Source organism: Paenibacillus castaneae (genome assembly GCF_002884445.1).
Classification (GTDB): Bacteria; Bacillota; Bacilli; order Paenibacillales; family Paenibacillaceae; genus Pristimantibacillus; species Pristimantibacillus castaneae.
Genome location: NZ_KZ614144.1, coordinates 2,618,531 through 2,643,038 on the forward strand (window position 1 = coordinate 2,618,531; position 24,508 = coordinate 2,643,038).

General features: G+C 45.3%; 32 protein-coding genes. All 32 read left to right on the forward strand.

Going from position 1 to position 24,508, the window contains the following annotated elements:
• Positions 1-35 precede the first annotated feature (35 nt).
• The 32 genes from CEF13_RS11330 to aroH all read left to right on the forward strand — a co-directional run bounded on the left by CEF13_RS11330 (position 36) and on the right by aroH (position 24,393).
• The gene (locus CEF13_RS11330) at positions 36-689 is read left to right on the forward strand and encodes a flagellar brake protein (protein WP_102710779.1); all 654 of its coding nucleotides are present in this window, start codon (positions 36-38) and stop codon (positions 687-689) included.
• Positions 690-1,083: 394 nt separating this feature from the next.
• Complete coding sequence (gene cmk, locus CEF13_RS11340) at positions 1,084-1,782, forward strand: (d)CMP kinase (RefSeq protein ID WP_102710781.1); 699 nt, start codon at positions 1,084-1,086, stop codon at positions 1,780-1,782.
• 3 nt (positions 1,783-1,785) lie between these two features.
• Positions 1,786-2,364: a lysophospholipid acyltransferase family protein gene (locus tag CEF13_RS11345; RefSeq protein WP_102710782.1), complete on the forward strand. Its 579-nt coding sequence runs from the start codon at positions 1,786-1,788 to the stop codon at positions 2,362-2,364.
• Positions 2,365-2,445: 81 nt separating this feature from the next.
• Entirely contained in the window at positions 2,446-3,681 is a 1,236-nt protein-coding gene (rpsA, locus tag CEF13_RS11350) for a 30S ribosomal protein S1 (RefSeq protein WP_102710783.1), read from the forward strand.
• A 97-nt stretch (positions 3,682-3,778) separates the two neighbouring features.
• On the forward strand, positions 3,779-4,423 hold the full coding sequence (locus CEF13_RS11355; protein WP_102710784.1) for a YphA family membrane protein: 645 nt from the start codon (positions 3,779-3,781) through the stop codon (positions 4,421-4,423).
• Entirely contained in the window at positions 4,423-5,340 is a 918-nt protein-coding gene (locus CEF13_RS11360) for a YIEGIA family protein (protein WP_102710785.1), read from the forward strand. The genes CEF13_RS11355 and CEF13_RS11360 overlap by 1 nt, the downstream gene beginning before the upstream one ends.
• The gene (locus CEF13_RS11365; protein WP_102710786.1) at positions 5,333-5,512 is read left to right on the forward strand and encodes a capping complex subunit for YIEGIA; all 180 of its coding nucleotides are present in this window, start codon (positions 5,333-5,335) and stop codon (positions 5,510-5,512) included. Before CEF13_RS11360 ends, CEF13_RS11365 begins: the two co-directional genes overlap by 8 nt.
• Positions 5,513-5,590: 78 nt before the next feature.
• Positions 5,591-6,913, forward strand: a complete 1,323-nt coding sequence (gene der, locus CEF13_RS11370; protein ID WP_102710787.1) for a ribosome biogenesis GTPase Der — start codon at positions 5,591-5,593, stop codon at positions 6,911-6,913.
• Between the two features lie 12 nt (positions 6,914-6,925).
• Complete coding sequence (gene plsY, locus CEF13_RS11375) at positions 6,926-7,522, forward strand: glycerol-3-phosphate 1-O-acyltransferase PlsY (protein WP_102710788.1); 597 nt, start codon at positions 6,926-6,928, stop codon at positions 7,520-7,522.
• A gap of 10 nt (positions 7,523-7,532) precedes the next feature.
• Positions 7,533-8,567, forward strand: a complete 1,035-nt coding sequence (locus CEF13_RS11380; RefSeq protein WP_102710789.1) for an NAD(P)H-dependent glycerol-3-phosphate dehydrogenase — start codon at positions 7,533-7,535, stop codon at positions 8,565-8,567.
• Positions 8,568-8,648: 81 nt separating this feature from the next.
• The gene (locus CEF13_RS11385; RefSeq protein WP_102710790.1) at positions 8,649-8,924 is read left to right on the forward strand and encodes a stage VI sporulation protein F; all 276 of its coding nucleotides are present in this window, start codon (positions 8,649-8,651) and stop codon (positions 8,922-8,924) included.
• A gap of 189 nt (positions 8,925-9,113) precedes the next feature.
• The gene (locus tag CEF13_RS11390) at positions 9,114-9,293 is read left to right on the forward strand and encodes a DUF2768 family protein (protein ID WP_102710791.1); all 180 of its coding nucleotides are present in this window, start codon (positions 9,114-9,116) and stop codon (positions 9,291-9,293) included.
• 56 nt (positions 9,294-9,349) lie between these two features.
• The gene (locus tag CEF13_RS11395; protein WP_102710792.1) at positions 9,350-9,646 is read left to right on the forward strand and encodes a 2Fe-2S iron-sulfur cluster-binding protein; all 297 of its coding nucleotides are present in this window, start codon (positions 9,350-9,352) and stop codon (positions 9,644-9,646) included.
• 17 nt (positions 9,647-9,663) lie between these two features.
• Positions 9,664-10,272 carry a nucleotidyltransferase family protein gene (locus CEF13_RS11400; RefSeq protein WP_102710793.1) on the forward strand — a complete coding sequence of 203 codons (609 nt, stop codon included), beginning with the start codon at positions 9,664-9,666 and terminating at the stop codon, positions 10,270-10,272.
• On the forward strand, positions 10,269-10,616 hold the full coding sequence (locus CEF13_RS11405; protein WP_102710794.1) for a 2Fe-2S iron-sulfur cluster-binding protein: 348 nt from the start codon (positions 10,269-10,271) through the stop codon (positions 10,614-10,616). The genes CEF13_RS11400 and CEF13_RS11405 overlap by 4 nt, the downstream gene beginning before the upstream one ends.
• Positions 10,617-10,740: 124 nt before the next feature.
• The gene (locus CEF13_RS11410; RefSeq protein WP_102710795.1) at positions 10,741-11,490 is read left to right on the forward strand and encodes a DUF3939 domain-containing protein; all 750 of its coding nucleotides are present in this window, start codon (positions 10,741-10,743) and stop codon (positions 11,488-11,490) included.
• Between the two features lie 291 nt (positions 11,491-11,781).
• Positions 11,782-13,260: a stage IV sporulation protein A gene (gene spoIVA, locus CEF13_RS11415; protein WP_102710796.1), complete on the forward strand. Its 1,479-nt coding sequence runs from the start codon at positions 11,782-11,784 to the stop codon at positions 13,258-13,260.
• A 270-nt stretch (positions 13,261-13,530) separates the two neighbouring features.
• Positions 13,531-13,806, forward strand: a complete 276-nt coding sequence (locus CEF13_RS11420; RefSeq protein WP_076336385.1) for an HU family DNA-binding protein — start codon at positions 13,531-13,533, stop codon at positions 13,804-13,806.
• A 218-nt stretch (positions 13,807-14,024) separates the two neighbouring features.
• Positions 14,025-14,246: a trp RNA-binding attenuation protein MtrB gene (gene mtrB, locus CEF13_RS11425; protein WP_102710797.1), complete on the forward strand. Its 222-nt coding sequence runs from the start codon at positions 14,025-14,027 to the stop codon at positions 14,244-14,246.
• Between the two features lie 157 nt (positions 14,247-14,403).
• Complete coding sequence (locus CEF13_RS11430) at positions 14,404-14,979, forward strand: hypothetical protein (protein ID WP_102710798.1); 576 nt, start codon at positions 14,404-14,406, stop codon at positions 14,977-14,979.
• Between the two features lie 123 nt (positions 14,980-15,102).
• Positions 15,103-15,972, forward strand: a complete 870-nt coding sequence (locus CEF13_RS11435) for a heptaprenyl diphosphate synthase component 1 (protein ID WP_102710799.1) — start codon at positions 15,103-15,105, stop codon at positions 15,970-15,972.
• Positions 15,973-15,980: 8 nt separating this feature from the next.
• Positions 15,981-16,697, forward strand: coding sequence for a demethylmenaquinone methyltransferase (locus tag CEF13_RS11440; RefSeq protein WP_102710800.1), 717 nt, complete (start codon positions 15,981-15,983; stop codon positions 16,695-16,697).
• The gene (locus tag CEF13_RS11445) at positions 16,694-17,569 is read left to right on the forward strand and encodes a UbiA-like polyprenyltransferase (protein ID WP_102710801.1); all 876 of its coding nucleotides are present in this window, start codon (positions 16,694-16,696) and stop codon (positions 17,567-17,569) included. Before CEF13_RS11440 ends, CEF13_RS11445 begins: the two co-directional genes overlap by 4 nt.
• On the forward strand, positions 17,563-18,237 hold the full coding sequence (locus tag CEF13_RS11450; RefSeq protein WP_102710802.1) for a UbiX family flavin prenyltransferase: 675 nt from the start codon (positions 17,563-17,565) through the stop codon (positions 18,235-18,237). Before CEF13_RS11445 ends, CEF13_RS11450 begins: the two co-directional genes overlap by 7 nt.
• Complete coding sequence (locus tag CEF13_RS11455) at positions 18,200-19,048, forward strand: menaquinone biosynthetic enzyme MqnA/MqnD family protein (RefSeq protein ID WP_102710803.1); 849 nt, start codon at positions 18,200-18,202, stop codon at positions 19,046-19,048. The genes CEF13_RS11450 and CEF13_RS11455 overlap by 38 nt, the downstream gene beginning before the upstream one ends.
• A gap of 8 nt (positions 19,049-19,056) precedes the next feature.
• Positions 19,057-20,031, forward strand: a complete 975-nt coding sequence (locus tag CEF13_RS11460) for a polyprenyl synthetase family protein (protein WP_102710804.1) — start codon at positions 19,057-19,059, stop codon at positions 20,029-20,031.
• Positions 20,032-20,059: 28 nt separating this feature from the next.
• A complete protein-coding gene (ndk, locus tag CEF13_RS11465) occupies positions 20,060-20,503 on the forward strand; it encodes a nucleoside-diphosphate kinase (RefSeq protein WP_102716345.1) in 444 nt (147 codons plus the stop codon).
• Positions 20,504-20,533: 30 nt separating this feature from the next.
• A complete protein-coding gene (locus tag CEF13_RS11470) occupies positions 20,534-21,319 on the forward strand; it encodes a CheR family methyltransferase (protein ID WP_102710805.1) in 786 nt (261 codons plus the stop codon).
• A gap of 66 nt (positions 21,320-21,385) precedes the next feature.
• Positions 21,386-21,553 (forward strand): hypothetical protein, encoded by a 168-nt coding sequence (locus CEF13_RS28770; protein WP_166742832.1) that lies wholly within the window; start codon positions 21,386-21,388, stop codon positions 21,551-21,553.
• Positions 21,554-21,752: 199 nt separating this feature from the next.
• The gene (aroC, locus tag CEF13_RS11475; protein ID WP_102710806.1) at positions 21,753-22,922 is read left to right on the forward strand and encodes a chorismate synthase; all 1,170 of its coding nucleotides are present in this window, start codon (positions 21,753-21,755) and stop codon (positions 22,920-22,922) included.
• 2 nt (positions 22,923-22,924) lie between these two features.
• The gene (gene aroB, locus CEF13_RS11480; RefSeq protein ID WP_102710807.1) at positions 22,925-24,028 is read left to right on the forward strand and encodes a 3-dehydroquinate synthase; all 1,104 of its coding nucleotides are present in this window, start codon (positions 22,925-22,927) and stop codon (positions 24,026-24,028) included.
• A complete protein-coding gene (gene aroH, locus CEF13_RS11485) occupies positions 24,025-24,393 on the forward strand; it encodes a chorismate mutase (protein ID WP_102710808.1) in 369 nt (122 codons plus the stop codon). The genes aroB and aroH overlap by 4 nt, the downstream gene beginning before the upstream one ends.
• Positions 24,394-24,508 lie beyond the last annotated feature (115 nt).

Sequence of the window (24,508 nt, forward strand, 5' to 3'; positions counted from 1 at the left end):
TGTTATAATGACATGTAAATGGGAGGGGAGCCAATTTGTTGCCTAAATTAAACCAAATGCTTTATTATCAAATCGCTTCCTCAGACGAAGAAGAGGCTGCGATTGAATACAAGTCCAGAATTGCTGATGATTTAGAGGACGGATTGCTTATTGAGGTTCCGATTAATGATAAAAATGGGCGTTACAAACGACTGTTTTTAGGTGACGAGCTTTCTGTTTATTTTATTACAGATGATGGCATTAAAAATTATTTCGATTCCCATGTAACCGGCTTTAAGGAGGATGGAATCAAATTAGTAAAAATTCGCAAGCCTGATCCAGAGCGAATTACAAAGGTTCAAAGGCGCAGTTTTCTGCGTGTCCCAGCTGAGCTTGAAATCGCGATTAAATTGCCGAACCAAGCTCGATTTGTATGTTTGACCGACGATATAGGCGGCGGCGGCATTTCATTCTTGTGCGATGGGAAATGGCCATTAAGCGCAGAGCAAGTACTGGATTGCTGGTTGTTGGTTCCATTCCGCAATGGAACGCTTGAGCATGTCCCTTTTAAAGCGGAAATCGTAAGAGTTGTTGAGCTGGAATCGGGCAGAAAACAAGCGATGATCAAATATGTGAGCATTGTAGATTTCGAGCGTCAAAAGGTGATACGTTATTGCTTTGAGAAGCAGCTGGAATATCGCAATCGCTGAATAAGTTAGCGCGTTTTTTGGTAAACTACCCTGAATTAGGAAAGGGTGGAGCCAAGTGACGCGCATATCCTCTAAAAAATACAAAAACCGCAAACAACTGCTCCAGCAAACAGAGCAAATCAGCAAACTCTTGCGAAAAATCATAACAATCTTGCTTATTTTACTCCTTTGTTCGCAAGCTTTGCTGCAATTTAATACGGTTAGGCACTGGGTGACGGGGGTGGACGAGTGGGAAGGTACCCACTTGAACTAACGCCCGGCTTTTGCATCTATGTTTATAGTGTGGTATAATTTTCACGTTCGCAGGCAAAGCCTGCTTTTTTCTTGAGAGGTTTGTGTCGCATTCTCACTTTCATTCGGCCAACCATCTCTACTAAAAGGAGGTTGACCGTACGTGATTGATCACGAAGGTGACAGCGATCGCATAAACATTGCAATTGACGGACCAGCAGGTGCGGGCAAGAGCACGGTTGCGCGAAAGGTTGCCGAGCAGCTTGGGTATGTGTACATCGATACGGGAGCTATGTATCGTGCTGTTACACTCAGCGCACAACGCGCTGGAGTAACGGTAGAACAGCTGCCAAAGCTAGCACAATTAGCAAGATCACTAATTATTGAATTAGAGCCTAGCGAGCAAGGACAATCCATTTTTATTAATGGAGAAAACGTAACATCGCTGATTCGTTCACGCGAGGTAACGCTACAAGTATCACATTTTGCGGCTAATGAGACCGTGCGCGAAGTGCTTGGAACCATGCAACGGAATCTTGCGGAACGCAAGGGAGTTGTCATGGATGGCCGAGATATCGGTTCACATGTGCTGCCGAATGCAGAACTCAAAATTTTTCTAACCGCTTCCGTTCAGGAACGAGCATTGCGTCGTTTCCGTGAAATAGCAGACAGTCAGGCTATTACGCTTGAGCAGTTGGAAAAAGAAATTGCCGATCGTGATTACTTGGACGAGCAACGTGATATTTCGCCGCTAATATGTGCTTCTGATGCTGTTGTTCTGGACAGCACAAGCATGACAATTGATGAAGTAATTGAAGCAATTGTGAAATTAAGCCGAACCAAATTGGCGGAGGCGAAGTAAACTATGTTATATCTTATTTCTCGTTTTCTTCTGCGTGTTATTTACACGTGTTTATTCCGCTTAGAGGCAAGAGGCGTGGACAATATTCCAGCATCTGGCCCAGTAGTACTCGCATCTAATCACATAAGCAACTTTGATCCGCCTACTGTCGGTGTCAAAGTCATGCGGAAAGTGCATTTTATGGCGAAAGAAGAATTATTTAAAGTTCCTGTTTTCGGGCCGCTTATCCGCTCATATGGCGCTTTTCCTGTCAAACGCGGCGGAGTCAGCAAGGATGCCATTAAATCTGCTATTTCGCTTCTTAAGGAAGGCAATGTAATGGGCATTTTCCCAGAGGGCTCACGCAATAATCAAACAGGGATGGCTAAGAAAGGCGCGGCTATGATTGCTGTTCGAAGCGGTGCAGTGGTTGTTCCAGTGGCTATCATCGGCAAATATCGTCCTTTTAGTAAAGTCATTGTTTGTTATGGTGAACCAGTAGATTTGACGGAACTCATTGAAGAAGCAGCACCTGATATGCTTGAACAAGTAACAGATGCCATTATGACTCGTATTCGCGAGCTTGCTGCTAAAAATCGTTAATTGAAGTTTTAAATGCTGCTTTCGCCCTAGGCGCTGGCAGATTTAAATAAAGTTAGGGTATGAACTGAGGAGGTTATTTCAATGTCAGAAGAAACTAATGTGCAAGAATCCGTAGCGGAAGAAGTAAGCCAAGATGCTTTGGATAATTTCGTGTCTTTGAAAAAAGGCGATTCCGTTAAAGGTACGATCGTCAAAATCGAGGATAACCAAGCGTATGTAAGCCTTGGATATAAATATGACGGTGTTATTCCTATTCGTGAGCTTTCTGCGGTGCAGATTGAAAACGCTGGGGAAGCCGTTCAAGTCGGTCAAGAGGTCGAGCTTAAAGTTGTCAGTATTGATGATGAGAAAGAAAAGCTTGTTCTTTCAAAACGTCAAGTTGACGGCGAGAAAGCATGGGATGTGCTTGAGCAACGCTTTGAAAGCGGCGAAGTATTCGAAGTAGCTGTCGCTGATGTTGTAAAAGGCGGACTGGTTGCTGACGTAGGCGTACGCGGATTTATTCCGGCATCTATGGTTGAGCGTCATTTCGTTGAAGATTTCTCCGATTACAAAGGCCGTACGCTTCGCGTAAAGGTTAAAGAAATCGATCGTGAGAACAACAAAGTAATTCTTTCCCAGAAAGAAGTGCTTGACAGCGAATTCGAACAAAGCAAAAAACAAGTTATGGCTTCATTAGAAGTGGGCCAAGAGCTTGAAGGTACGGTTCAACGCTTGACTCCATTCGGTGCTTTCGTTGATATCGGCGGCATTGATGGTCTTGTACACGTATCCGAGCTTTCATGGCAGCATGTAGCGCATCCGAAGGATGTAGTTGCTGAAGGCCAATCTGTTCGTGTGAAAGTACTTAAAGTTGATCCTGCTGCAGGCAAAATCAGCCTTAGCTTGAAAGCTGCGCAACCAGGTCCTTGGGATACTGCAGGTGCTCAATTTGCAATTGGCAATATCGTAACAGGTACTGTACGCCGTATTGTTCCTTTTGGAGCTTTCGTTGAAATTGCTCCAGGCGTAGAAGGACTTGTGCATATTTCCCAAATTGCACACCGTCACATTGCAACTCCTAACGAAGTTCTTACAGAAGGCCAAGAAGTTCAAGCGAAAGTTCTGGACTTTAACCCTGCTGAGAAACGCGTTAGCTTGAGCATTAAGGAAACAGAAGAAGCGCCTGAGCAAGCAGCTCCTAGCGCTAGACCTGATCGTGCTCCTCGCTCACCGAAGATCGAGAAAATCGACAACCCCAACGTTAGCTTGAGCAATGAGAGCATGAGCTACTCACTTGCAGAGCGTTTTGGCGATAAGTTGAAAAACTTGAAATAAATATTAAATTTATACGAAGGAGCTATTGCTGCGAATAATCGCAGGAATAGCTCCTTTTTTTTGTGTGCATAATAGGGGTTACGAGAGGTGATATCACTTGAATCCTGGATATATGTCATTATGGATTATTATTGTTTTTCTCATTTTGATGGCTACGGGTTGGAAGCCTTCCTTTGCTCCAGATATGAACAGAAGAACAATGACCATTCTGGGCATAGTCATAGCTGCTCTTCTGCCTGTATCGCTTTGGTGGTCCCAGACATCGTATGATGTACATTTTGAACTGCATGTGAGCGTAAGCTTGCTTTTGCTAGCCAGCTTGTTGACCTATAAGGGCGATGAGGAGTTGAGCTATAAGGGCTATTTGGTTTTATGTACCTTCATGATTGCCGCTATTTGGGGATTTATTCGAAAAATGTACAGCTTAGATCCTGTTTTTTATTGGATTGATCCGGCCTGGGATGCCCCATTGCTTGCCGGTGTGCTATGCGGCGCTTTTACCTTTCAAGCTAAGCATCAATTCGGAATGATTGTTTGGAGTGCAGTATTGGGAGAAGTGCTCCATGCAGCACTACAGCCGAATAATTATACCGCGTTGATTGGTTCCTTATCGTGGTGGGACAGCTTTTGGATTGCTTTTGCAACAGCACGAATGTTCAGTTTAATTGTCAAGCTAGCGCGAATCAGTTTTTCTAAGCTTTATGGATTACTATGGTACTTGAGAGGAGGACGTTCATCTTAATGCATCATTTCCTTGTGCAAAATAAATTGTTGATTGGCGTGCTTCTTGGTATGATATTCGGAATTATTTCTCGCTTGCTTATGCTTCGGACGGACTATCGACAGTATCCGACATACCCGCACGGCAGAATCATTCACATTGCATTAGGCGTTATTGCCTCTGCACTTGGGGCGGTGGCTGTTCCTGCTCTCTACCATAAAGATTATACAGCCATTACTTTCCTGACGCTCGCAGCGCAGCAATTTCGTGATGTGCGGAAGATGGAAAGAGATACCTTGACGAAAATAGATAGTTTGGAGCTTGTCAGTCGTGGTGCAACCTACATAGAAGGGATCGCGATGGTTTTCGAAGGACGTAACTATTTAGTTATTATGTCTGCGCTGCTAACAAGTATGTTCGCCATTATCGTGAATTTCTGGATCGGTATTGTAGCAGGTATTCTAACCTTATTGCTTGTCGAAAAGCTTAAATCTGGAAAATCCATTTCACATATTGCCTCTGTCGAACCTGCTAAGGTTCGTGTGGATGGACCCGATTTATTTGTCGAAAATATTTATATTATGAATGTTGGTTTAAAGGCAAATCAGCAAATAATCGAGGAACGAGGCATGGGCTTTGTTCTAACTCCATACAATTCTAACGCAAAGGTTACATTAAGCAATTTAGGACAGCGGCAAGCTATTCTCTATGACCTGGCAACGATTCTTGGCGTATATCGAGATGATGGCGAGCCTGCATTGATACCTATGGCTAAGCTCGATATGGGCAATGGAAGATTAGGAGTGTTCCTGCTGCCTCAAGAGAAGGATGAGAATAAAGGAAAAGAAGTTATTTTGCGTGTCCCGATATTGGAATCTGCCGTTCGAATGCCTACGGAAGCGTCTGTGAATGAGGAAGGGGCGGGTAATCATGGCTGAAATTAAGGCGATTGTTTCTCTAAATAGAGGGGAAATAGGAGGTGGTGCGCCTATTTTTATTGTTGAAAATGAGAAAAAGCTTGAGGAAACTTCATTCCTTCTAGAGAAAATTTTAGATGCAAGTGCGCATGATTTAAAAAACGGAACAATTATACTTGTTAAGCATCGTTAATATGAAATGTTAGCCAAGAGCGTTCTTTTTTGCTATGATGGTTAACGTGAGTATTTTTGAAGGAGTGGAAAAACAATTATGGCAAGACCCGTTATAGCTATTGTCGGCCGTCCGAACGTGGGTAAATCCACCATATTTAATCGCATTATCGGCGACCGTCTAGCAATTGTTGAGGATAAACCGGGTGTAACTCGTGACCGGTTATATGGCACCGGAGAGTGGAATGGCAAACCGTTCAGCATTATTGATACAGGCGGAATTGAAATTGATGGTGAAGATGAAATTCTTAAGTCTGTTCGCATGCAGGCTGAGCTTGCTATTGAAGAAGCTGATGTTATTATCTTTATGGTCGACGCTAAAACAGGCTTGACGCATGCTGATGATGAAGTAGCTCAAATGCTGTTCCGTTCCCGCAAGCCAGTTGTACTGGCCGTAAATAAAGTAGATAATGCAGGTCGTATGGACGAGGTTTACGAATTTTATGGTTTAGGATTTGGTCAAGTAATTCCGATTTCAGGATCACACGGTCTTGGCATTGGCGATTTGCTAGATGCTGTTGTGGAGCTTCTGCCTGAACAAACCGATGACGGCTATGACGAAGATGTTATTCGTGTTGCTTTAATAGGTCGTCCGAATGTTGGCAAATCTTCTCTTGTAAACGCATTGCTCGGTGAAGATCGTGTCATCGTAAGCAATGTAGCAGGTACAACTCGCGATGCGATTGATACGCCGTTCGAACGTGACGGTCAGCGCTATGTGCTGATTGATACGGCGGGTATGCGTAAGCGCGGCAAGGTTTATGAGTCTACAGAGAAATACAGTGTTATGCGGGCAATGAAAGCAATCGAGCGCGCTGATGTTGTTCTTGTACTTATTAACGGAGAAGAAGGAATTATTGAACAGGACAAGCATATTGCAGGCTATGCGCACGAGGCCGGCAAAGCATCTATATTTGTGGTAAACAAATGGGATGTAGTTGAGAAGAATGAGAAAACGATGCAAACCTTTACGCAATCGATTCGTGATCACTTCTTGTTCATGTCCTATGCACCTGTCGTATACCTATCCGCGTTGACGAAACAGCGCTTACAAAAACTGCTGCCAGTCGTCAATCATGTATCAGAGCAGCACGCTATGCGAATTCAAACTCATTTGCTGAATGACGTCATTTCTGATGCGGTAGCCATTAATCCTCCGCCTTCCGATAAAGGGAAGCGACTGCGCATAAATTATGTCACGCAGGTTGCAATTAAACCGCCGACGATTGTTGTTTTTGTTAATGATCCAGAAATCATGCATTTCTCGTACGAGCGGTATTTAGAAAACAAAATACGTGCAGCATTCAATTTCGAAGGGACACCAATAAGAATATTCTCACGTCGGAAGTCCGAAGAAGATTAGGGGAGAAGAAGCTTGTTATACGGGGTAATCGCGGTTGTATTAAGCTATTTATTAGGATCCGTTTCATTCAGTATTGTTATTGCCAAGTGGGTAAAAGGAATTGATATCCGCCAACATGGCAGCGGTAATGCGGGAGCGACCAATACACTTCGAGTGCTCGGCAAAGGTCCGGGTTTACTCGTGTTTTTACTTGATATCGCAAAAGGTGTCGCAGCAGTTGGAATCGGTCATTTCTTGGGAGAGAATGCCTGGATTCCAGTGCTTTGCGGCCTTGCAGCAATTATTGGACATAACTGGCCTATTTGGTTCCGCTTTAAAGGAGGGAAGGGTATTGCTACGACGGTCGGCGTCATAGCTACCCTTGCTTTTATTCCTGCACTTTGTGCTGGTGCTGTAGCAATTGCTGTCATAGCATTAACTAGATATGTTTCACTTGGTTCATTATTGTTTGCTGCTTTGACGCCATTATTTATTTGTATCTTTTATTTCTCAGTGCCCTTATTGTCCGCTAGTCTTCTGATCTGTATATTCGCATTTGTGCGTCATCGGACAAATATTGTGAAGCTGCTCCAAGGGACGGAAAATAAGCTTGGCGCAAAGAAAGGATAGTGAGCCTAGCATGGCAAGTAGTAATCAATCTGCACCAAAACGCGCGGCAGTTCTCGTTGCTGGAAGCTGGGGGACTGCTTTAGCTTCCGTACTGGCGAACAACGGCTATGAAGTTAGTCTCTGGACTAGAAGCGAAGAGCAAGCGCAAAATATTAACCTGCATCGTGAAAACAGCAAATTTCTGCCGGGTGTAAAGCTGCCTGATCTTATAAATGCCACTTCAGATTTAAAGCAAGCCTTGCAGGGCGTAGAGCTTGCTTTATTTGTTGCGCCGTCAGCTGCTATGCGTGAGGTGGCTAAGCAAGCAGCGCCTTACTTATCACGGGATGCGCTTGTCGTTCACGCAACGAAGGGCTTTGAGGCAGACACGCTGAAGCGGATGACGACTGTCCTCTCTGAGGAACTCAATCGTCCGGTTGAGGAGCTTGTTGTCTTGTCTGGACCTAGTCACGCCGAAGAGGTTATACGCAAGCAGCCTACGACAGTAGTAGTTGCATCGGCAAACATTCATGCGGCAGAGCAAGCGCAGGACGCGCTAATGAATACGCATTTCCGTGTATATACGAATCCGGATGTTGTTGGAGTAGAGGTTGCAGGCGCGGTTAAAAATATTATTGCGCTTTGTGCAGGCTTGACAGATGGACTCCAGTTTGGCGACAACGCAAGAGCAGCTCTGCTAACACGCGGACTAGCTGAGATCGGACGGCTGGGGACGGCTATGGGTGCCAATCCGCTAACATTCGCTGGTCTGGCAGGCGTGGGTGATTTAATTGTGACTAGCACCAGTAAGCACAGCCGCAATTGGCGTGCTGGCTTTATGCTTGCTGACGGAACACCGCTGGATGAGGTGCTTAGCCGCATGGGTATGGTTGTCGAAGGTGTTCGTACAACTAGAGCCGCTCAAGTGCTTGCAAAGCAGTATAATGTTGAGATGCCTATAACGTTTCAATTATATGAGGTGCTATTTGAGAACAAGTCGCCGCGTACGGCTGTCGAGAACCTAATGGGTCGTCTAAAAACGCATGAAATCGAAGAAATAGGCTAAGCCAAGCGCCTACACCAATCCTTTACGCCCCTCATATGATGCATGGAGTATGATTCTATCGCATCCTGGAGGTGTAGGGGTATGGCGAAAGACCTTTCTAAAGATATTCTGAATGCCATAAATAAAAAGACCGGCAAAGGCATTTCCGAGAATGCAGTTAAAAAGATTGCCAGCGGGGTAACATCAGAAACGATGAAAGACGAAGCTGAGCTGCGCAAGCTAATTAAGCAAGTATCGGATATGGCTAAGGTGAAGGTTACCGATTCAACAGTCAATGAAATCGTAAAGGCCGTCAAAGCAAGCGGAATGAATGCGGGCAGTATGGAAGCGATCATGAAAATGATGATGAATAAATAAAGCTCAGCGGCAAAAGCGAGAGAACGCCTCGAATGATTAAATTCGATGCAATGCTCTGTCAGCTTTTGTCCTTTTTTTTGGAAGCACTTTTGTTTGAAAGCAAACATGCCCGGCATAGCCCTTCATGCCTATCCGATGTTATAATGGATGAGAATTCATTACGATATAGATTAGGAGAATGGAATTATTATGGATGCAATGACGAAAATGTGGGTTTCGCTGTTTGGCATAGGGATGATGGCGATTGCCGCTTTATTAATAACTTTTGCGCGTTTAAAGACGAAAGGTGTCGTAAAATTTATTATCTCACTTGTCGCTTTTATCGTTTTGATTATAGGATTCATTTGCGGAATTATATCTATTATTTAATGGAACATACATACTTCATGGGAATGAACAAACACAAAGGGAGAATTTAGCCTATTATGATTGAATTAAAGGGTAGAACCAAAACGGCTGTTGTTGAAGCTGAGGCAGGCTTGTCCCTGCTTGATCTTGCTTTGAAGCACGATGTGGATTGGAGCTTTTCGTGTGCTAGAGGCACCTGTGCACGCTGCAGATGCATAGTGACTGAAGGCGGAGATCAGCTTGAAGGCATAACAGATGAGGAATGGGATCGTCTAGAGCCTGAGGAATTCGAAGAAGGATACCGGCTCGGCTGTCAGGCAATAGTGAAAACAGCTGATGCTCAGATCAAAGCGGCTAATAAAACGTATTTCTAAAAGAGGAAGTGCCGGCGATGACAGAAAAGGAACGCATACACAAAGCGCTGGCCGTCATTATACGAGCCACGGAGTCGAGCTCCTCGAAATGGATAGTTGGCGGCAGCGCCGGCTTGCTGCTTCGTGGAGTTCCAATGGATGCAGAACCGCGTGATTTGGATATTTACTGTGACGACGAGGATGTTCAATCGATTTATCAAGCTTTAATTGAATATGCAGTAGATGAGCCTGTAATTAGTATTACAGGCATATATCGTTCCCGGCTCTGTCATTTTGTAATCGAAAATGTGCAGGTTGAGCTTGTTGGCGGCTTTGTGGTGTCGGCGCTGGGCTGTCGCTATGAGACCGAAGTTCGAAAGCTGCTTATGTTATATGGCGAGGAATTGACTTGGGCAGCAATTTCTCATCCAGCAGTTGTAGTTCCTCTTGCGCATGAACTTTGGTTCAATGTATTGCGCGGTCGGATGGATCGAGTTGAACTGATCATTAATGCATTCGCTGAAGCGCCTGAACGGCATGAGGAGGCGCTTCGTGCAATTGAAAGGAACAATACATTCACTGCGGAAGCAAAGCGTAGTCTGAGCAAATGGATGGGCAGAGAACGAGAGGCTGGTGGTCTAAGATGAACGGAGAGGTTACTTTTTGGCCATCAGGCCGGACGGTTAAAGTAAAGCCGGGTACAACGCTTCTAGACGCTGCCAGACGCGCTAATCTGCCGATTAGCACACGATGCGGGGGCAATGCCGCATGTTTTATGTGCAAGGTCTCTGTGCGGCCTGGAAGTGAGCTTCAGCCGATTTCTGATATCGAACATAGAAAGCTGTCAGGCTTAGAGGGGGATCTGACTAGGCTTGCGTGCCAAGCAAGGGTAGCGGGCAAGGTACATGTAGACATCCCATTAGATCCGCTGCGTGCTGCAATAGCGCGCCAGCTTGCCAGACAGGCAGAGGAAAGAGACGAATTATGGTAAGCGAAGTCTTACGAAGCAGTTTTCTTTGAAAGCTTTTGGAATACGCTTACGAAGTAGTTTTCTTCGAAAAAAGCATACGCTTACGAAGCAGGTTTGCTTCACAAACCTTTTAGGAGGATATCAAATGAATCGATTTAAAATAGGAGCAGCGCGCCGAATGCCACGTCGATTAGCAGCTTTAGTTGCTTTGCTGGTGATGGCATTATCATTATCGGGCTGCTTGTATCCAGAAGACCAGAAGAAGCAAAATCAAGTGGCGTCCAAAGAAGCGGTACGCAATGTGCAAGCCGCCATAGATCAATATCAGAGTGACACAGGCATGCTGCCGATCAAAAACAGTGCTTCGGAAACACCGATTTATGAAAAATTCAATGTCGACTTTGCCAAGCTTCAAAGAATGGGTTATTTGAGCGAGGCACCTTCTGCTGCATTCGAGAAGGGCGGGAACTTTTATTTTCTCATTATTGATGAAGAGACCAAGCCGCGGATCAGGCTTATGGATATCGTAACCTTTCAACGAATTAACGACATTCAAAGCTGGGTAACGGCCTATGTGCAAAGCAAAGGCAACCTTCCTAAAGGCGAGGAAATGTATCCGGGATATTATCAACTTGATTATAAAAGTATGAGTCGTACGGAACCGACAATCCGCAGCATGTTCTCGGGACAATCGCTCCAGGCTCTTGTTGATGATAATGGAGTTGTATACTGTGATTATGGCATTGATATTATGCAGCTGGTTCAAAAAAGCGGGAAAACAGATTTGGATACAGATCTGGATCTGCGAACGCTGCTAGTGGATGGTTCGGATTATGTGCCTGTCAAAGCTCCAGTCTACCACTGGGTAAACAACGAACCGCAAGCAGTAAAGTAATTGGGCATAGCCTCACAATACTCTGAACCTTTTTCTCTTCGAGACGCATTGTCTCGGAGAGATTTTTTTTTGTTACTGTCATAGTTATGTCCTATTGTTCATATAATTCAATCTTGGAAGGGAAGTCAACCGACGAAGAAAAAAAGATTTCGTAGAAGGAATCGTCATAATCGGAGAGCCTGCACATAAGATGTTACTAGTCCAAAAAGCATGTACGAGTTGCGTCGCTGGCCTGCCCTATTGACCGGTGGATGGCGGCGAACCGGAAAATCAATTGGGAGGGGATATTCAGTGGAGAAAGTAGACATTTTCAAGGACATAGCCGAACGAACCGGTGGGGATATTTACCTCGGGGTTGTCGGGGCTGTCCGTACGGGTAAATCAACGTTTATTAAACGGTTTATGGAGACGGTAGTACTTCCGAACATTTCAAATGAATCGGACCGAGTGAGAGCTGTGGACGAACTTCCGCAAAGCGCCGCAGGCAAGACGATTATGACAACTGAGCCTAAATTTGTTCCTAATCAAGCGGTGAAGCTGAAAGTTACCGATGGACTTGAGGTAAATGTGAGGCTGGTCGATTGTGTTGGATATGCCGTAGAGGGCGCAAAAGGCTATGAGGATGAAAACGGGCCGCGGATGATTACGACTCCTTGGTTCGACGAGCCGATTCCGTTCCAGGAAGCAGCAGAGATTGGAACCCGTAAAGTCATTCAAGAGCATTCAACTTTAGGTGTTGTTGTCACAACGGACGGAACGATCGCCGAAATTCCGCGCAGCTCCTATGTCGTTGCCGAAGAGCGCGTCATCAATGAGCTGAAGGAAGTCGGCAAGCCGTTTGTGCTTATCATTAACTCAACAAGGCCGAAGGGCGAGGAAGCACTGCAGCTGCGGAATGAACTTCAAGCCAAATACGACATTCCGGTAATGACGCTTAGCGTTGCGACGATGGGCGAGGAAGAGGTCGTATCTGTCCTGCGTGAAGTGCTGTATGAGTTCCCAGTTCATGAGGTTAATGTAAACCTGCCGAGCTGGGTCATGGTGCTGAACGACAATCACTGGCTGCGCAGCAATTACGAAAGCTCTGTGCGCGATACGGTAAAGGATATCCGTCGCCTTCGTGATGTGGATCGAGTGGTTACTCAGTTCATGGAATACGACTTCATCGCACGTGCAGGATTAAGCGGCATGAATATGGGGCAGGGCGTTGCGGAAATCGACTTGTACGCGCCTGACGAACTTTATGATCGTATCCTTATGGAAGTTGTCGGAGTCGAAATCCGAGGCAAGGATCACCTGCTTCAGCTGATGCAAGAGTTTTCTCACGCCAAAAGGGAATATGACCGCTTCGCGGAAGCGCTTGAAATGGTTAAAACGACTGGCTATGGGATTGCGGCACCATCTCTTGCGGAAATGGCGCTTGATGAGCCTGAGCTTATCCGTCAAGGCTCGCGCTTCGGTGTAAGATTAAAAGCGACAGCACCATCTATCCATATGATTCGCGTCGATGTAGAATCGGAGTTTGCTCCGATCATAGGCACGGAGAAGCAAAGTGAGGAGCTAGTCCGATACTTAATGCAGGACTTCGAGAATGATCCTATTAAGATTTGGGAGTCTGATATATTCGGACGCTCGCTGCATTCCATTGTTCGAGAAGGCATCCAAGGCAAAATTGCGATGATGCCGGACAATGCGCGCTACAAGCTGCAAGAGACGCTGGGACGCATTATCAACGAAGGATCAGGCGGTTTAATAGCGATCATTCTTTAGCTCTTGAATAGGTAATTTACCGAATAAACCGCTTCGATTTCCGAAGTGGTTTATTTGTTTTAGCGGAATTATAGGTTTATACTTGAAATTGCTAAACGGCTGTATTACTATAGGTTTGTTCAGCCAAAGGTATATTTTTGAAGTTTTCCGTTAATAAGAGGGATATGATGAGATTTTATATGCTTACGAAGCAAGTTTTGCTGCGCAAAACTTTAAGCTAATGCTTACGAAGCAAGTTTTGCTACGCAAAACTTTTAAGGAGGTGAAACAATGAACAAAACTGATTTGATTACTAAAGTAGCTGAATTGACTGATCTGTCGAAGAAAGATGCGACGAAAGCGGTTGATGCCGTTTTTGATGCCATTTCCGATGCGCTGCAAAGCGGAGATAAAGTGCAATTGGTTGGATTTGGTAACTTCGAAGTTCGCGAACGCCAAGCCCGTAAAGGCCGCAACCCGCAAACTGGAGACCCAATTGATATCGCAGCTAGCAAAACGCCTGCCTTTAAACCAGGAAAATCACTTAAGGACCTTGTATCCAATTAAGCATATCTTTGAAAGAGGCTGTCCCAAGTCATTAATGACTTGTGGAACAGCCTCGTTTTTATATATTCAGCTATAGTGGATTATTGGTAACGGGATACTGGTTTAGGGGAGAACGGATAGTTTCAACTGTACAAAAAGAAGGGAAGACGTTGCACAAACCAGTGACATCCACTATAATTCACATGGATAGTTGGAATTTTGGATGCGGAGGGATCACGATGGAGCCTACACATGGCGAGTATATTATCGTAAAAGCTAAAGATCAAGGTGTGCAAGTCATCGGTTTAACACGCGGACATGATACGAAGTTTCATCATACTGAAAAGCTCGACAAAAATGAAATCTTAATTTGTCAATTTACGGATCATACTTCTGCGATCAAAATCCGCGGGAAAGCCGTTGTAATGACGAAATACGGTACGATGGAAACGGATCAATAGTGAGAACATGCAAAGCAGGCGCTGCCTGCTTTTTTTTTGCCCGGTTACGATCCGAATAATCATCCAGCAGCGCTCGTACAATGGTGTATGAGTTCTTTTTGTGATGTCGAAGCTTATAAAGCTTGCGTCAGGATGAATAATTAGTAGGAGGTGCCGAGTGAAGATTATAAAACCGCTGCTAACCGCATGCATAGCGGTACTTGCAGTTACATTATTGCTTAGTTGGCTGCCGCAGGTTGCAACACAGCAGAAGTCCAAGAAAGGCGATGTTGCAGTGTTTCGTGCGACTCCAGCCGTTCGATTGACGAATGATAATCTAGTAGACGTGCTGGTCGCCATTCAGTTAAATGAGCGAGTGAATAAAGCCGAGTGGAGCAACGGGATTTTGTCTGTTGTCATTAAGGTGAACGCGGAGAAAGGCAGGCCCTCCATCTGGTTTAATGATGTGGAGAAGCTGGTTCGAGTTTCCTTCGTTCAATTGGACAACGTGAAACGTGTGCTTATTCGTATCGTAGAGGAACGGTCAGGTGAATTCTTGCTGCTGGCTGCAGTGGACGTAAGGAAAACGGACAGCTGGCTTGCGAATGAATTGGATCTGCTCGCTCACGCTGATGCTATTCATGATGAGCTTTGGCGGAAGAGACTCCGGATCAGCTTTACTTCAACATGGGAAGAGCAATTTGGCAAAGTATCGGGATATACTGTAAAGCCTTCCTCCATTTCGGAATTCTAATTAGATGGATATTGCAATTTGTTGAACAAGAAGCTGAACCGTATGTTCTTTAGAAAAAGTTGTGCTATAATAGTTTAGATTATTGAGCGGCGATTTGCGCTTCTCTGTTCGGAGGCTTACCCTATGAAACCTTACCGTATACCTGAATTAGCTCGAAAGTACGTGGAATATGACATGATTCAAAAGCATACAGAGCTTCCGGAGCTCTCGAATCCCAGACTTCGATTAGCGTATGCTTTCCTTGGTCAGCAGCAGTCTTTGGCCAAGCATAGCGAGCTTTATACCCTCGTCATATCCCTTGTTCAATTAGGCATGGATACGCATGATCTTATCGACACGGATGAAGAGAAACGCCTTGAGACTCAAATGAGATCTAGACAACTCAAGGTACTGGCAGGCGATTATTTAAGCGCAAGATTTTATCAGCTCCTCTCAGAAGCCGGTCAAATTGATATGGTCTCGCAGATTAGCAATGCTGTAAGCGAGGTTAATAGGCTTAAGGTGAATCTTTATGTTCGAATGAGACAGATGAGAGTGAATGCAGAGGATTATTTAAGTGCTGCAGTCCAACTGAAAAGTACCTTATTTCAGATTTTCGCTACCACATTGAACGGGATTCTATCTCGGATTTGGCCAGAGGTTCTAAATGATGTTAGTCGATGCGAGGTTGTGCTTGATGAGATGGAACGCAGTGAAAGTTCTGCCCGGTTTAATAAAAGCTGGGCTTACTGGCATGTCATGGAAGTTGGCACGGAACTAGAACGCGAGGGGCTTGCTCAGATCACTTATGAGCCTGCTTTTATAAACAACTTGGTGGAGAAGTATGATGTACGCAATCAGCTTGCAGTTAAGCTGAAGCATGCTGCTGATGCGGTGATGACAGCCGCAGGCATGCTGGAATCGGATCATTTGCGCATGGAATTGACTCATATTGTCGATGCTCTGTTAAACAAACAAACCGATTACATAGCTGCACTCAACGAGACGAGGTGATATATAAGATGGATTCCAACTCAAAAAGTCATGTCCACAGCGTATTTGAGCGTATTGCGCCGAAATATGACTTGATGAACGATTTGATTAGCTTTCGCAGACATAAAGCATGGCGCAAGTTTACAATGAAAAAGATGAATGTGCTGCCTGGACAAACCGCACTGGACTTATGCTGCGGCACCTGCGATTGGACGATTGCATTAGCTGAGGCAAGCGTGACCGGGAAAGTGATCGGTCTTGATTTCAGTCAAAACATGCTTGACATAGGTGCTGCGAAAGTAGACAAGCTAGCATTGAATGATCAAATTTCGCTTGTACAAGGAAATGCGATGAGCCTGCCGTTTCAGGATAATTCATTTGACTATGTTACGATTGGGTTTGGGCTTCGTAATGTGCCTGATTATCTACAGGTTTTACAGGAAATGAGGCGCGTTGTTAAACCTGGCGGCAAGGTTGTTTGCCTAGAGGTTTCCAAGCCGACGTGGCAGCCGTTCAAAGGCATGTATAATTTTTATTTCGGGCGTATACTGCCTTTAATGGGCAAGCTCGTAGCCAAGAGCTTCAAGGAATATAAGTGGCTGCCAGAATCGCTCAAAATGTTCCCAGGCCGAAAGCAGCTTGCAGAGCTGTTCGAACAGGCGGGGCTGGAGCAGGTTAACGCATACCCTTTAACTGGCGGCGTTGCAGCGCTACATATGGGGACAAAGGAGCAGAAGCAGCAATGATTCGCAAAATTGGCATTATTTTTGAAATGATAAAGTTTGAACATACTGTATTTGCATTGCCATTTGCATTTATGGGAGCTATTCTTGGGGCAGTTGTCATGGAGCAGCGGCTTCCCACATGGGCAGAGATCGGTTGGATTACGCTCGCCATGTTTGGTGCACGCAGTGCGGCAATGAGCCTTAATCGTCTAATTGACAAAGCAATTGATCTGCGCAATCCACGAACGGAGAAGCGTGCGCTACCAGCTGGATTGCTTAAATCCGCAGAGGTTTTGATTTTTATTATTGTTTCTTTTGTTTTATTGTTTGTTGCTACTATCAATCTGGCTCCAATTGCCCTTAAGCTGATGCCGATTGCTGTAGTGCTTCTTGTATTGTACTCGTATACGAAGCGCTTTACTTGGCTCTGCCATATTGTGCTTGGCTTTACGATTGCCTTGTCACCGCTTGGCGGCTGGGTAGCTATAACTGGAGGGTTTGATCTGTCAGCTTGGCTGCTGTACATTTCAGTTGCCTTATGGATAGCTGGATTTGATATTATTTATGCGACTCAAGACTTCGAATATGACCGCAATGCAGGCTTGCATTCCATTCCTGCACGCTTTGGCATAGAAGGAGCGCTTTGGATTGCGCGTTCGCTGCATGTCGTGACTGCTATTGGATTTATTACGCTATTCTGGTTGACTGAGCTTAGTTGGATGTATCTGCTCGGCACATTAATTTCAATTGCACTTTTGTTCTATCAGCACTTTCTTGTTAAGCCGAATGATCTGTCGCGTGTTCAAACCGCTTTTTTCGGAATGAATGGCACTCTAAGCGTTGTGCTGTTTCTATTTACAATTGCTGATCTGTTGGTGCTGCACAAATGGTAGAAGAAAAAGTGGATGTAAGCCGAGTGGCCTGGTCGAACCGTTGGGTTGTCGGGATAACAGGCGCCAGCGGTTCCATATATGGTATTAGACTCATCCAAGAACTGCTTCGGATGGAGTATTGCGTTCATCTTGTCATTACAGAAGCTGGCTGGAGAGTGTTGAAGGAAGAGCTTGGCTGGGAGACTGCTCGTCGCCAAGCAGCGCTTGAACAGCACTTCGAAGAGGCAATGACAAGCGGCACGCTTATTTTTCATCCTAATGCAGATATAGGAGCCAGCATTGCGAGCGGCTCTTTCCGTGTTCAAGGAATGGTAATCATTCCTTGCTCGATGGGAACGCTCGCCTCGATCGCTCATGGCAGCTCCAATAATTTAATGACAAGAGCAGCAGACGTTATGTTGAAGGAAAACAGGAAGCTGCTGCTTGTACCAAGAGAAACACCGCTGCATGCTATTCATTTGGAAAATATGCTGCGTTTATCCCGTTTGGGTGTGAGAATGATCCCAGCGATGCCGGCATTTTATTATAAGCCGCAATCAATGGATGAAATGGTTGACTTTATGGTCGGGAAAGTGCTTGATAGTATGGAAATTGATCATGATTTATACAGAAGATGGGGAGATGAACAGAATGGGCCTGAATCGCCCGATCACCATCGGCAGAATTGATTATGCGAACGCATGGCCGCTCTTCCATGAGCTGGAAGAGCGAATGGCTGCTAACAGCCATGAGGTAATATCACGTGTACCTTCTGAATTAAACCGAATGCTTCAAGTAGGCGAGCTGGATGTTTCAGCTATTTCGTCCTTCTCATATGGACAAAATGCGAATGATTATGTTTTACTGCCACAGTTGTCGGTAGGCTCCATCGGTAAGGTGAAATCCATCCTATTATTCATGAAAGAGCCGATTGAGCTTAAGCGGCCTCGCAAAATTGCGGTCACCACGACATCGGCTACTTCTATTCATTTATTAAAAATTATTATGGCTATGCATTTCGAGTGCAATCCGGAATATGTTCGTGCAGAGCCAGCACTAGACAAGATGCTCGAGACTTCCGATGCGGCACTTATTATAGGAGACCCGGCGATTCAAGCATCATGGCGGAATCATGGGCTTCATGTCATCGATTTAGGACAATTGTGGAATGAATGGACTGGTCTTGGAATGACATATGCCGTTGTCGCTGCCCGCAAGGAGATTGCAGCAGCAGCTCCTGATGCGCTGCAAACGGTATATAAGTCACTGATTGCGAGCAAACAATATAATACAGCTCATTTGAGCCCGTTAATTGAAAACGCATGTTCACAGATTGGTGGAGAACCAACATACTGGCAGAAGTATTTTCAATCGCTTCAATATGATTTTGGGAGCAAACTGCAAGAAGGACTTAAGTTGTATTTTGACTATTCGAAGCAGCTGAACCTGCTTTCAAATGATGTGGAGCTAACTTTTTTTGAAGACCAATCTGCCCAATAGGTGAAAGAATGAAACTACTTGACTTGTATGCAAAGATGAAAGGCGATCTAAATCAAATAGAGCAAGAGCTGGAGCGCAGTGTGTCTGATGACCATTTGCTGTTAAGCGAGGCTTCCTTGCACCTGCTCAAAGCAGGAGGGAAGCGGATTAGACCCATATTCGTATTGCTTGCTGGAAAGTTTGGCGACTATCAGCTTGAGGTGATGAAGCGAATCGCCGTACCGCTTGAGCTCATACATATGGCTTCACTTGTGCATGATGATGTCATAGACGATGCCGAGACAAGACGTGGTCAATTGACAGTCAAATCGAAATGGGACAACCGAATTGCCATGTATACAGGAGACTATATTCATGGTAAAGCATTGACAATCGCAGCACAGCTGCCTAATCCGCAAATTCATCAAATTTTATCAAATGCACTTGTACAAATGTGTATTGGTGAAATGGAGCAAATCCGTGATTTTTTCAATACGGAGCAAACGATTCGTAATTATCTGCTTCGGATAAGACGAAAGACAGCACTCCTTATCGCAATTAGCTGCCAGCTTGGCGCTGTTGCGGCAAATGCGGACCAGAAAACAGCGAACCAACTATATCGTTACGGTTATAACGTGGGCATGGCTTATCAAATTCGAGACGATTTGCTTGATCTTTATGGAACAGAGAAACAAATCGGCAAGCCGCCTGGATCAGATATGCGTCAAGGAAATATTACATTGCCGGTCATTCTGGCGCTCAAGGATGCTCGAATCCGCGATTCGCTGCTGAACGAAATTGCTTCCATTCGCGAATTCGGAGGACAAAAGGATGCAAGCCGGGCTATTGACGCTATCCGCAAGAGCAATGGCGGGGATCTGGCTGATCAGCTCGCCAATCGATACATTCAAAAAGCGCTTCATGCATTAGAGGGACTGCCGAACTTGACAGCGAAGAAAAATTTAATTGATATTGCGCATTTTGTTGGAAAACGTAATTATTAATTTTAGTATGAGGAAGGAATGATTGATGATGGAAAGAACGTTTCTAATGATTAAGCCGGATGGCGTACAGCGTGGATTGATAGGCGAAATTGTATCAAGGTTTGAGAGAAAAGGACTCCAGCTGTCTGCAGCCAAGTTTATGGTTGTAAGCCAAGAGCTTGCAGAAACACACTATGCAGAGCATAAAGGCAAAGTATTTTATGAGCCGCTTCTTACATTCATTGCTTCTGGTCCCGTATTTGCCATGGTATGGCAGGGGGATAATGCGATTGCGTTGTCAAGAGCCTTAATCGGAAAAACGGATGCGATTGATGCTTTCCCGGGAACCATTCGTTCGGACTTCGCTGTCCACACTAATTTTAATTTAATTCACGGCTCTGATTCGGCAGCTAATGCAGAAAGAGAAATTGGCATTTTCTTCTCGCCAAACGAGCTTATCGACTACGAACATACCATTCAACGGTGGATTTAACAAAAACGCCCTAATAAGCTGGAGGAATCTATGTCCGAGGATCGTGATTTTGCACAATTTATAGTGCGAATAAAGCAAAAAACTGACATCGATCTGTCTCAGTACAAAGAAGCTCAAATGAAGCGCAGGCTTACAACGCTGAGAATGAAACATGGGTTTCAGACATTTGATCAGTACTGGAAAGCGATCGAACAAAACCGCAGCTTGCTGAATGAGTTTTTGGATCGTATGACGATTAATGTATCGGAGTTTTGGAGAAACCCATCTCGCTGGGAAGTGCTTCAAAATCGGTTTTTGCCAGAAATGCTTGGCTCATCCTCACGTCTTAAGGTGTGGAGCGCCGCTTGCTCTACGGGAGAGGAGCCTTATACACTCGCCATGATTCTGTCAGAGCTCGGCGCGCTGCAGCGAGCCTCATTGTTAGCGACCGATTTGGATATCAATGTGCTTCAGAAGGCTATGACTGGCAGCTACTTGGAGCGATCGCTGCGCGATGTCCCACCGGCATGTCGGCAAAAGTATTTCAAAGAAGCAGAAGGCGCTTATCTCATATCTGATTCATTAAAAAAATTCATTCAGTTTAAGCAGCAAAATTTATTGCATGATCCTTTTGACAGCTCGTTTGATTTAATTGTTTGCCGCAATGTTATGATATATTTTACCGAAGAAGCCAAGCATTTGCTTTACCATAAGTTTGCTAAGGCGTTGAAGCCTGGAGGACTTTTGTTCGTTGGCAGTACGGAACAGATTTTTTCCCCTGCCCAGTACGGGTTTGAGACCGCAGATACATTCTTTTACCGCCGAATCCAGATCTGATGTATATGGATTTCTATCTTCTCCTATACTAGTTGTAAGCAAACGACTTGGAGGCTGAAGTAACAAATGGATAAGCGTAAAGTAATTGCTGCCTACAGGCACGGTTTTATTTCCATTCAAGAATGCGCGCAAATTATTGGCGTTGACAGCGGACAAATGACTAGACTCGTTAATGACCCTCTGTTCATGATTGAAGGAAGTGCGCTGCTTAAGAAAAAATCAGTGAATAGTTAATTAGCTGCACATAACGGAAGCCGCTTAGCTTATCTTCATCGAAGACAGCTGAGCCGGCTTCTTTTTTATGGGGCAGATAGGGCGAATCTGCTCTGCAAATTGTTGTCAAACCTTATGCACTGTACTATAATGAGCAAAGGTGTTTAGTGCAGTAAAGCATAGCAGGCGCTTATAGGCTTGCTTGAAGGAGGAGCTTGGGTTGAGTTTAAGATATTTGACAGCAGGGGAAACGCATGGTCCCCAATTAACGGCTATTATTGAAGGCTTGCCTAGTAATTTGACAATTGATTTCGAGGAATTGAATTTCCAGCTGCATCGTCGCCAGAAGGGTCATGGTCGTGGCCGTCGCATGCAAATTGAGAAGGATACAGCTAATATCGTTGGCGGCGTGCGCCATGGCAGAACGACTGGTGCGCCAGTAGCGCTTATTGTAGAAAACAATGACTGGAAGCATTGGACTTCCGTTATGAATATTGAGCCAATTGAAGGCAGTGATGAAGAAAAGCGCCGTGTTCATCGTCCTCGTCCGGGACATGCTGATCTTAACGGTGGTTTGAAATATGATTTAAAGGATCTGCGGAACGTGTTGGAGCGTTCAAGCGCCCGCGAGACGGCAGCACGCGTCGCGGTAGGCGCTGTAGCTCGCCAATTGCTTGCTGAATTTGGAATTAAAGTAGCAGGCCAAGTTATTCGCATCGGAGAAATTGAAGCACCGCCTAATCAGTTGCCAGTTGACGAATTAATTCGTCTCACTGAAGAGTCCTCGGTTCGGGTTGTAGACAAGGAAACCGAGCAGAAGATGACGGATTACATTGATCAAATTAAGGCAGAGGGCGACTCCATTGGCGGTATCGTGGAATGCATTATTGAAGGCGTGCCGATCGGCCTTGGCAGCCATGTACAGTGGGATCGCAAGCTGGATGGACGTATTGCCCAAGCAGTTGTCTCCATTAATGCTTTCAAAGGGTGTGAAATCGGTATTGGCTTTGAAGCAGCTAAGCTTCGCGGGTCGCAAGTGCATGACGAAATCATGTACGATGCGGAGCGCGGCTATCATCGTGCAACGAACCGTCTTGGCGGCTTCGAGGGCGGTATGACCAACGGTGAGCAAATTGTCGTAAGAGGTGTAATGAAGCCAATTCCAACGTTATACAAGCCATTGCGGAGCGTGGATATCGATACGAAAGAGCCATTCACAGCTCAAGTTGAGCGTTCTGACAGCTGCGCTGTGCCTGCAGCAAGCGTAGTGATGGAGCATGTCGTTGCTTGGGAAGTAGCGAGAGCATTCCTTGAGAAATTCGGCGGAGACTCGATTGAAGAAATTCGCGCTAACCTGAACAATTATATTGAGCAGTTGGGCCGGTACTAAGTATGCGTGAGCTAACAGTCGAATTAGGCGATCGCTCTTATCCCATTTATATCGGGGAGGGCCTATTGCAGGAGGCTTCTTCCTATTTTTTGAAGCATGGCATTAGTACGAAATCACCGCTCATGATTATTACAGATACTCATGTCGCTGAGTTTCATCTACAAGCTCTTGAGGCCGAGCTGGCAGCTGGGGGCTTCCACACGGTTAGCTTCATTGTCCCTTCGGGTGAGAAATCAAAGTCGCTGGCAATGCTAGAGGCAATCGTGACGAAAGCATTAGAAGCAGGACTTGACCGTAAATCTACAATTGTCGCACTGGGCGGCGGTGTTGTAGGCGATCTCGCTGGCTTTGCAGCTGCTTCGTATATGCGTGGCATTAAATTTGTTCAGGTTCCAACGACGATATTGGCGCATGACAGCAGTGTCGGCGGCAAAGTGGCGGTCAACCACCCGCTGGCCAAAAATATTATCGGTGCTTTTCATCAGCCAGAGCTGGTCTTGTATGATCTGCACACGCTTCAAACTTTGCCTCCAAGAGAGGTCAAAGCTGGATTATCTGAGGTCGTCAAGCATGGATTGATATGGGATGAAGCTTTCGTAGTCTGGTGTGAGGAGCATGCGGATGAGCTTCTGGCGCTTGATCCTGAAGCGCTCGGATATGCCCTTTACAAAGGCTGCAGTGTGAAAGCGGCTGTTGTGTCCAAGGATGAGCGTGAGAATGATTTAAGAGCTATCTTGAATCTAGGACACACAATCGGCCACGCCTTGGAAGCAGTAGCAGGCTATAATGAGCTGCTGCATGGTGAAGCGATCTCAATCGGCATGATTGGTTCAGCTAAGCTTGGTCTGCGGTATGGCGCGCCAGAAGAGGTGTACACGACTACGAAGAGAGTACTGGCTAAGTCAGGGCTTCCGACTCGTCTGCCTGCGCATTTCGATGTAGATGCGGTTATGAATGCGATGATGCATGATAAGAAATTCAGCGAGGGGACAATGATATTCGTCGTTCCGACTGCTATTGGCAAAGTTGAAATAAAACCGGATGTTTCCGTGCATTGGATACGGGAAATTGTGGAGGAATTAAAGCAGGAGGTCGAGCAGGGATGAGCGTGAGAGGAATTCGTGGTGCAATTACCGTCGAAGCCAATGAAGAGCATCAAATTTTAAATGCAACGATTGAAATGCTTAATACAATTGTTGCAGAGAATGAAATCGTGCCTGACGACATTTGCAGCGTGTTCGTGACGGTAACGGGTGATCTGGATGAAAGCTTTCCGGCGCGTGCGATTCGTCAAATGGCGGGCTGGGAGCTTGTACCGCTTATGTGTGCGCTAGAAGTTCCTGTCAAAGGCAGCCTTGAACGCTGCATCAGGCTAATGGTTCTAATCAATACTGACAAAACGCAGGCTCAAATCCGTCATATCTATTTAAACGGTGCGCAGGCGCTTCGTCCTGATTTGTCCAAGTCATAAGCCAACCCTTATTATATTAGCATCTTTATTGACGTAAGGCCGTTTGGTGTTGTATATTGAAAACGTAAGTGAGAATAGTTGAGCAGTTATTGAGCTGAGTTGAGATGAGTCGAGA

Coding starts and splice junctions, on each gene's coding strand:
- CEF13_RS11345 (WP_102710782.1), top strand. CDS start 1,786: ATGTTATATCTTATTTCTCGTTTTCTTCTGCGTGTTATTTACACGTGT.
- rpsA (WP_102710783.1), top strand. CDS start 2,446: ATGTCAGAAGAAACTAATGTGCAAGAATCCGTAGCGGAAGAAGTAAGC.
- CEF13_RS11360 (WP_102710785.1), top strand. CDS start 4,423: ATGCATCATTTCCTTGTGCAAAATAAATTGTTGATTGGCGTGCTTCTT.
- CEF13_RS11365 (WP_102710786.1), top strand. CDS start 5,333: ATGGCTGAAATTAAGGCGATTGTTTCTCTAAATAGAGGGGAAATAGGA.
- der (WP_102710787.1), top strand. CDS start 5,591: ATGGCAAGACCCGTTATAGCTATTGTCGGCCGTCCGAACGTGGGTAAA.
- CEF13_RS11380 (WP_102710789.1), top strand. CDS start 7,533: ATGGCAAGTAGTAATCAATCTGCACCAAAACGCGCGGCAGTTCTCGTT.
- CEF13_RS11385 (WP_102710790.1), top strand. CDS start 8,649: ATGGCGAAAGACCTTTCTAAAGATATTCTGAATGCCATAAATAAAAAG.
- CEF13_RS11390 (WP_102710791.1), top strand. CDS start 9,114: ATGGATGCAATGACGAAAATGTGGGTTTCGCTGTTTGGCATAGGGATG.
- CEF13_RS11395 (WP_102710792.1), top strand. CDS start 9,350: ATGATTGAATTAAAGGGTAGAACCAAAACGGCTGTTGTTGAAGCTGAG.
- CEF13_RS11400 (WP_102710793.1), top strand. CDS start 9,664: ATGACAGAAAAGGAACGCATACACAAAGCGCTGGCCGTCATTATACGA.
- CEF13_RS11405 (WP_102710794.1), top strand. CDS start 10,269: ATGAACGGAGAGGTTACTTTTTGGCCATCAGGCCGGACGGTTAAAGTA.
- CEF13_RS11410 (WP_102710795.1), top strand. CDS start 10,741: ATGAATCGATTTAAAATAGGAGCAGCGCGCCGAATGCCACGTCGATTA.
- CEF13_RS11420 (WP_076336385.1), top strand. CDS start 13,531: ATGAACAAAACTGATTTGATTACTAAAGTAGCTGAATTGACTGATCTG.
- mtrB (WP_102710797.1), top strand. CDS start 14,025: ATGGAGCCTACACATGGCGAGTATATTATCGTAAAAGCTAAAGATCAA.
- CEF13_RS11435 (WP_102710799.1), top strand. CDS start 15,103: ATGAAACCTTACCGTATACCTGAATTAGCTCGAAAGTACGTGGAATAT.
- CEF13_RS11440 (WP_102710800.1), top strand. CDS start 15,981: ATGGATTCCAACTCAAAAAGTCATGTCCACAGCGTATTTGAGCGTATT.
- CEF13_RS11445 (WP_102710801.1), top strand. CDS start 16,694: ATGATTCGCAAAATTGGCATTATTTTTGAAATGATAAAGTTTGAACAT.
- CEF13_RS11450 (WP_102710802.1), top strand. CDS start 17,563: ATGGTAGAAGAAAAAGTGGATGTAAGCCGAGTGGCCTGGTCGAACCGT.
- CEF13_RS11455 (WP_102710803.1), top strand. CDS start 18,200: ATGGGCCTGAATCGCCCGATCACCATCGGCAGAATTGATTATGCGAAC.
- CEF13_RS11460 (WP_102710804.1), top strand. CDS start 19,057: ATGAAACTACTTGACTTGTATGCAAAGATGAAAGGCGATCTAAATCAA.
- ndk (WP_102716345.1), top strand. CDS start 20,060: ATGGAAAGAACGTTTCTAATGATTAAGCCGGATGGCGTACAGCGTGGA.
- CEF13_RS11470 (WP_102710805.1), top strand. CDS start 20,534: ATGTCCGAGGATCGTGATTTTGCACAATTTATAGTGCGAATAAAGCAA.
- CEF13_RS28770 (WP_166742832.1), top strand. CDS start 21,386: ATGGATAAGCGTAAAGTAATTGCTGCCTACAGGCACGGTTTTATTTCC.
- aroB (WP_102710807.1), top strand. CDS start 22,925: ATGCGTGAGCTAACAGTCGAATTAGGCGATCGCTCTTATCCCATTTAT.
- aroH (WP_102710808.1), top strand. CDS start 24,025: ATGAGCGTGAGAGGAATTCGTGGTGCAATTACCGTCGAAGCCAATGAA.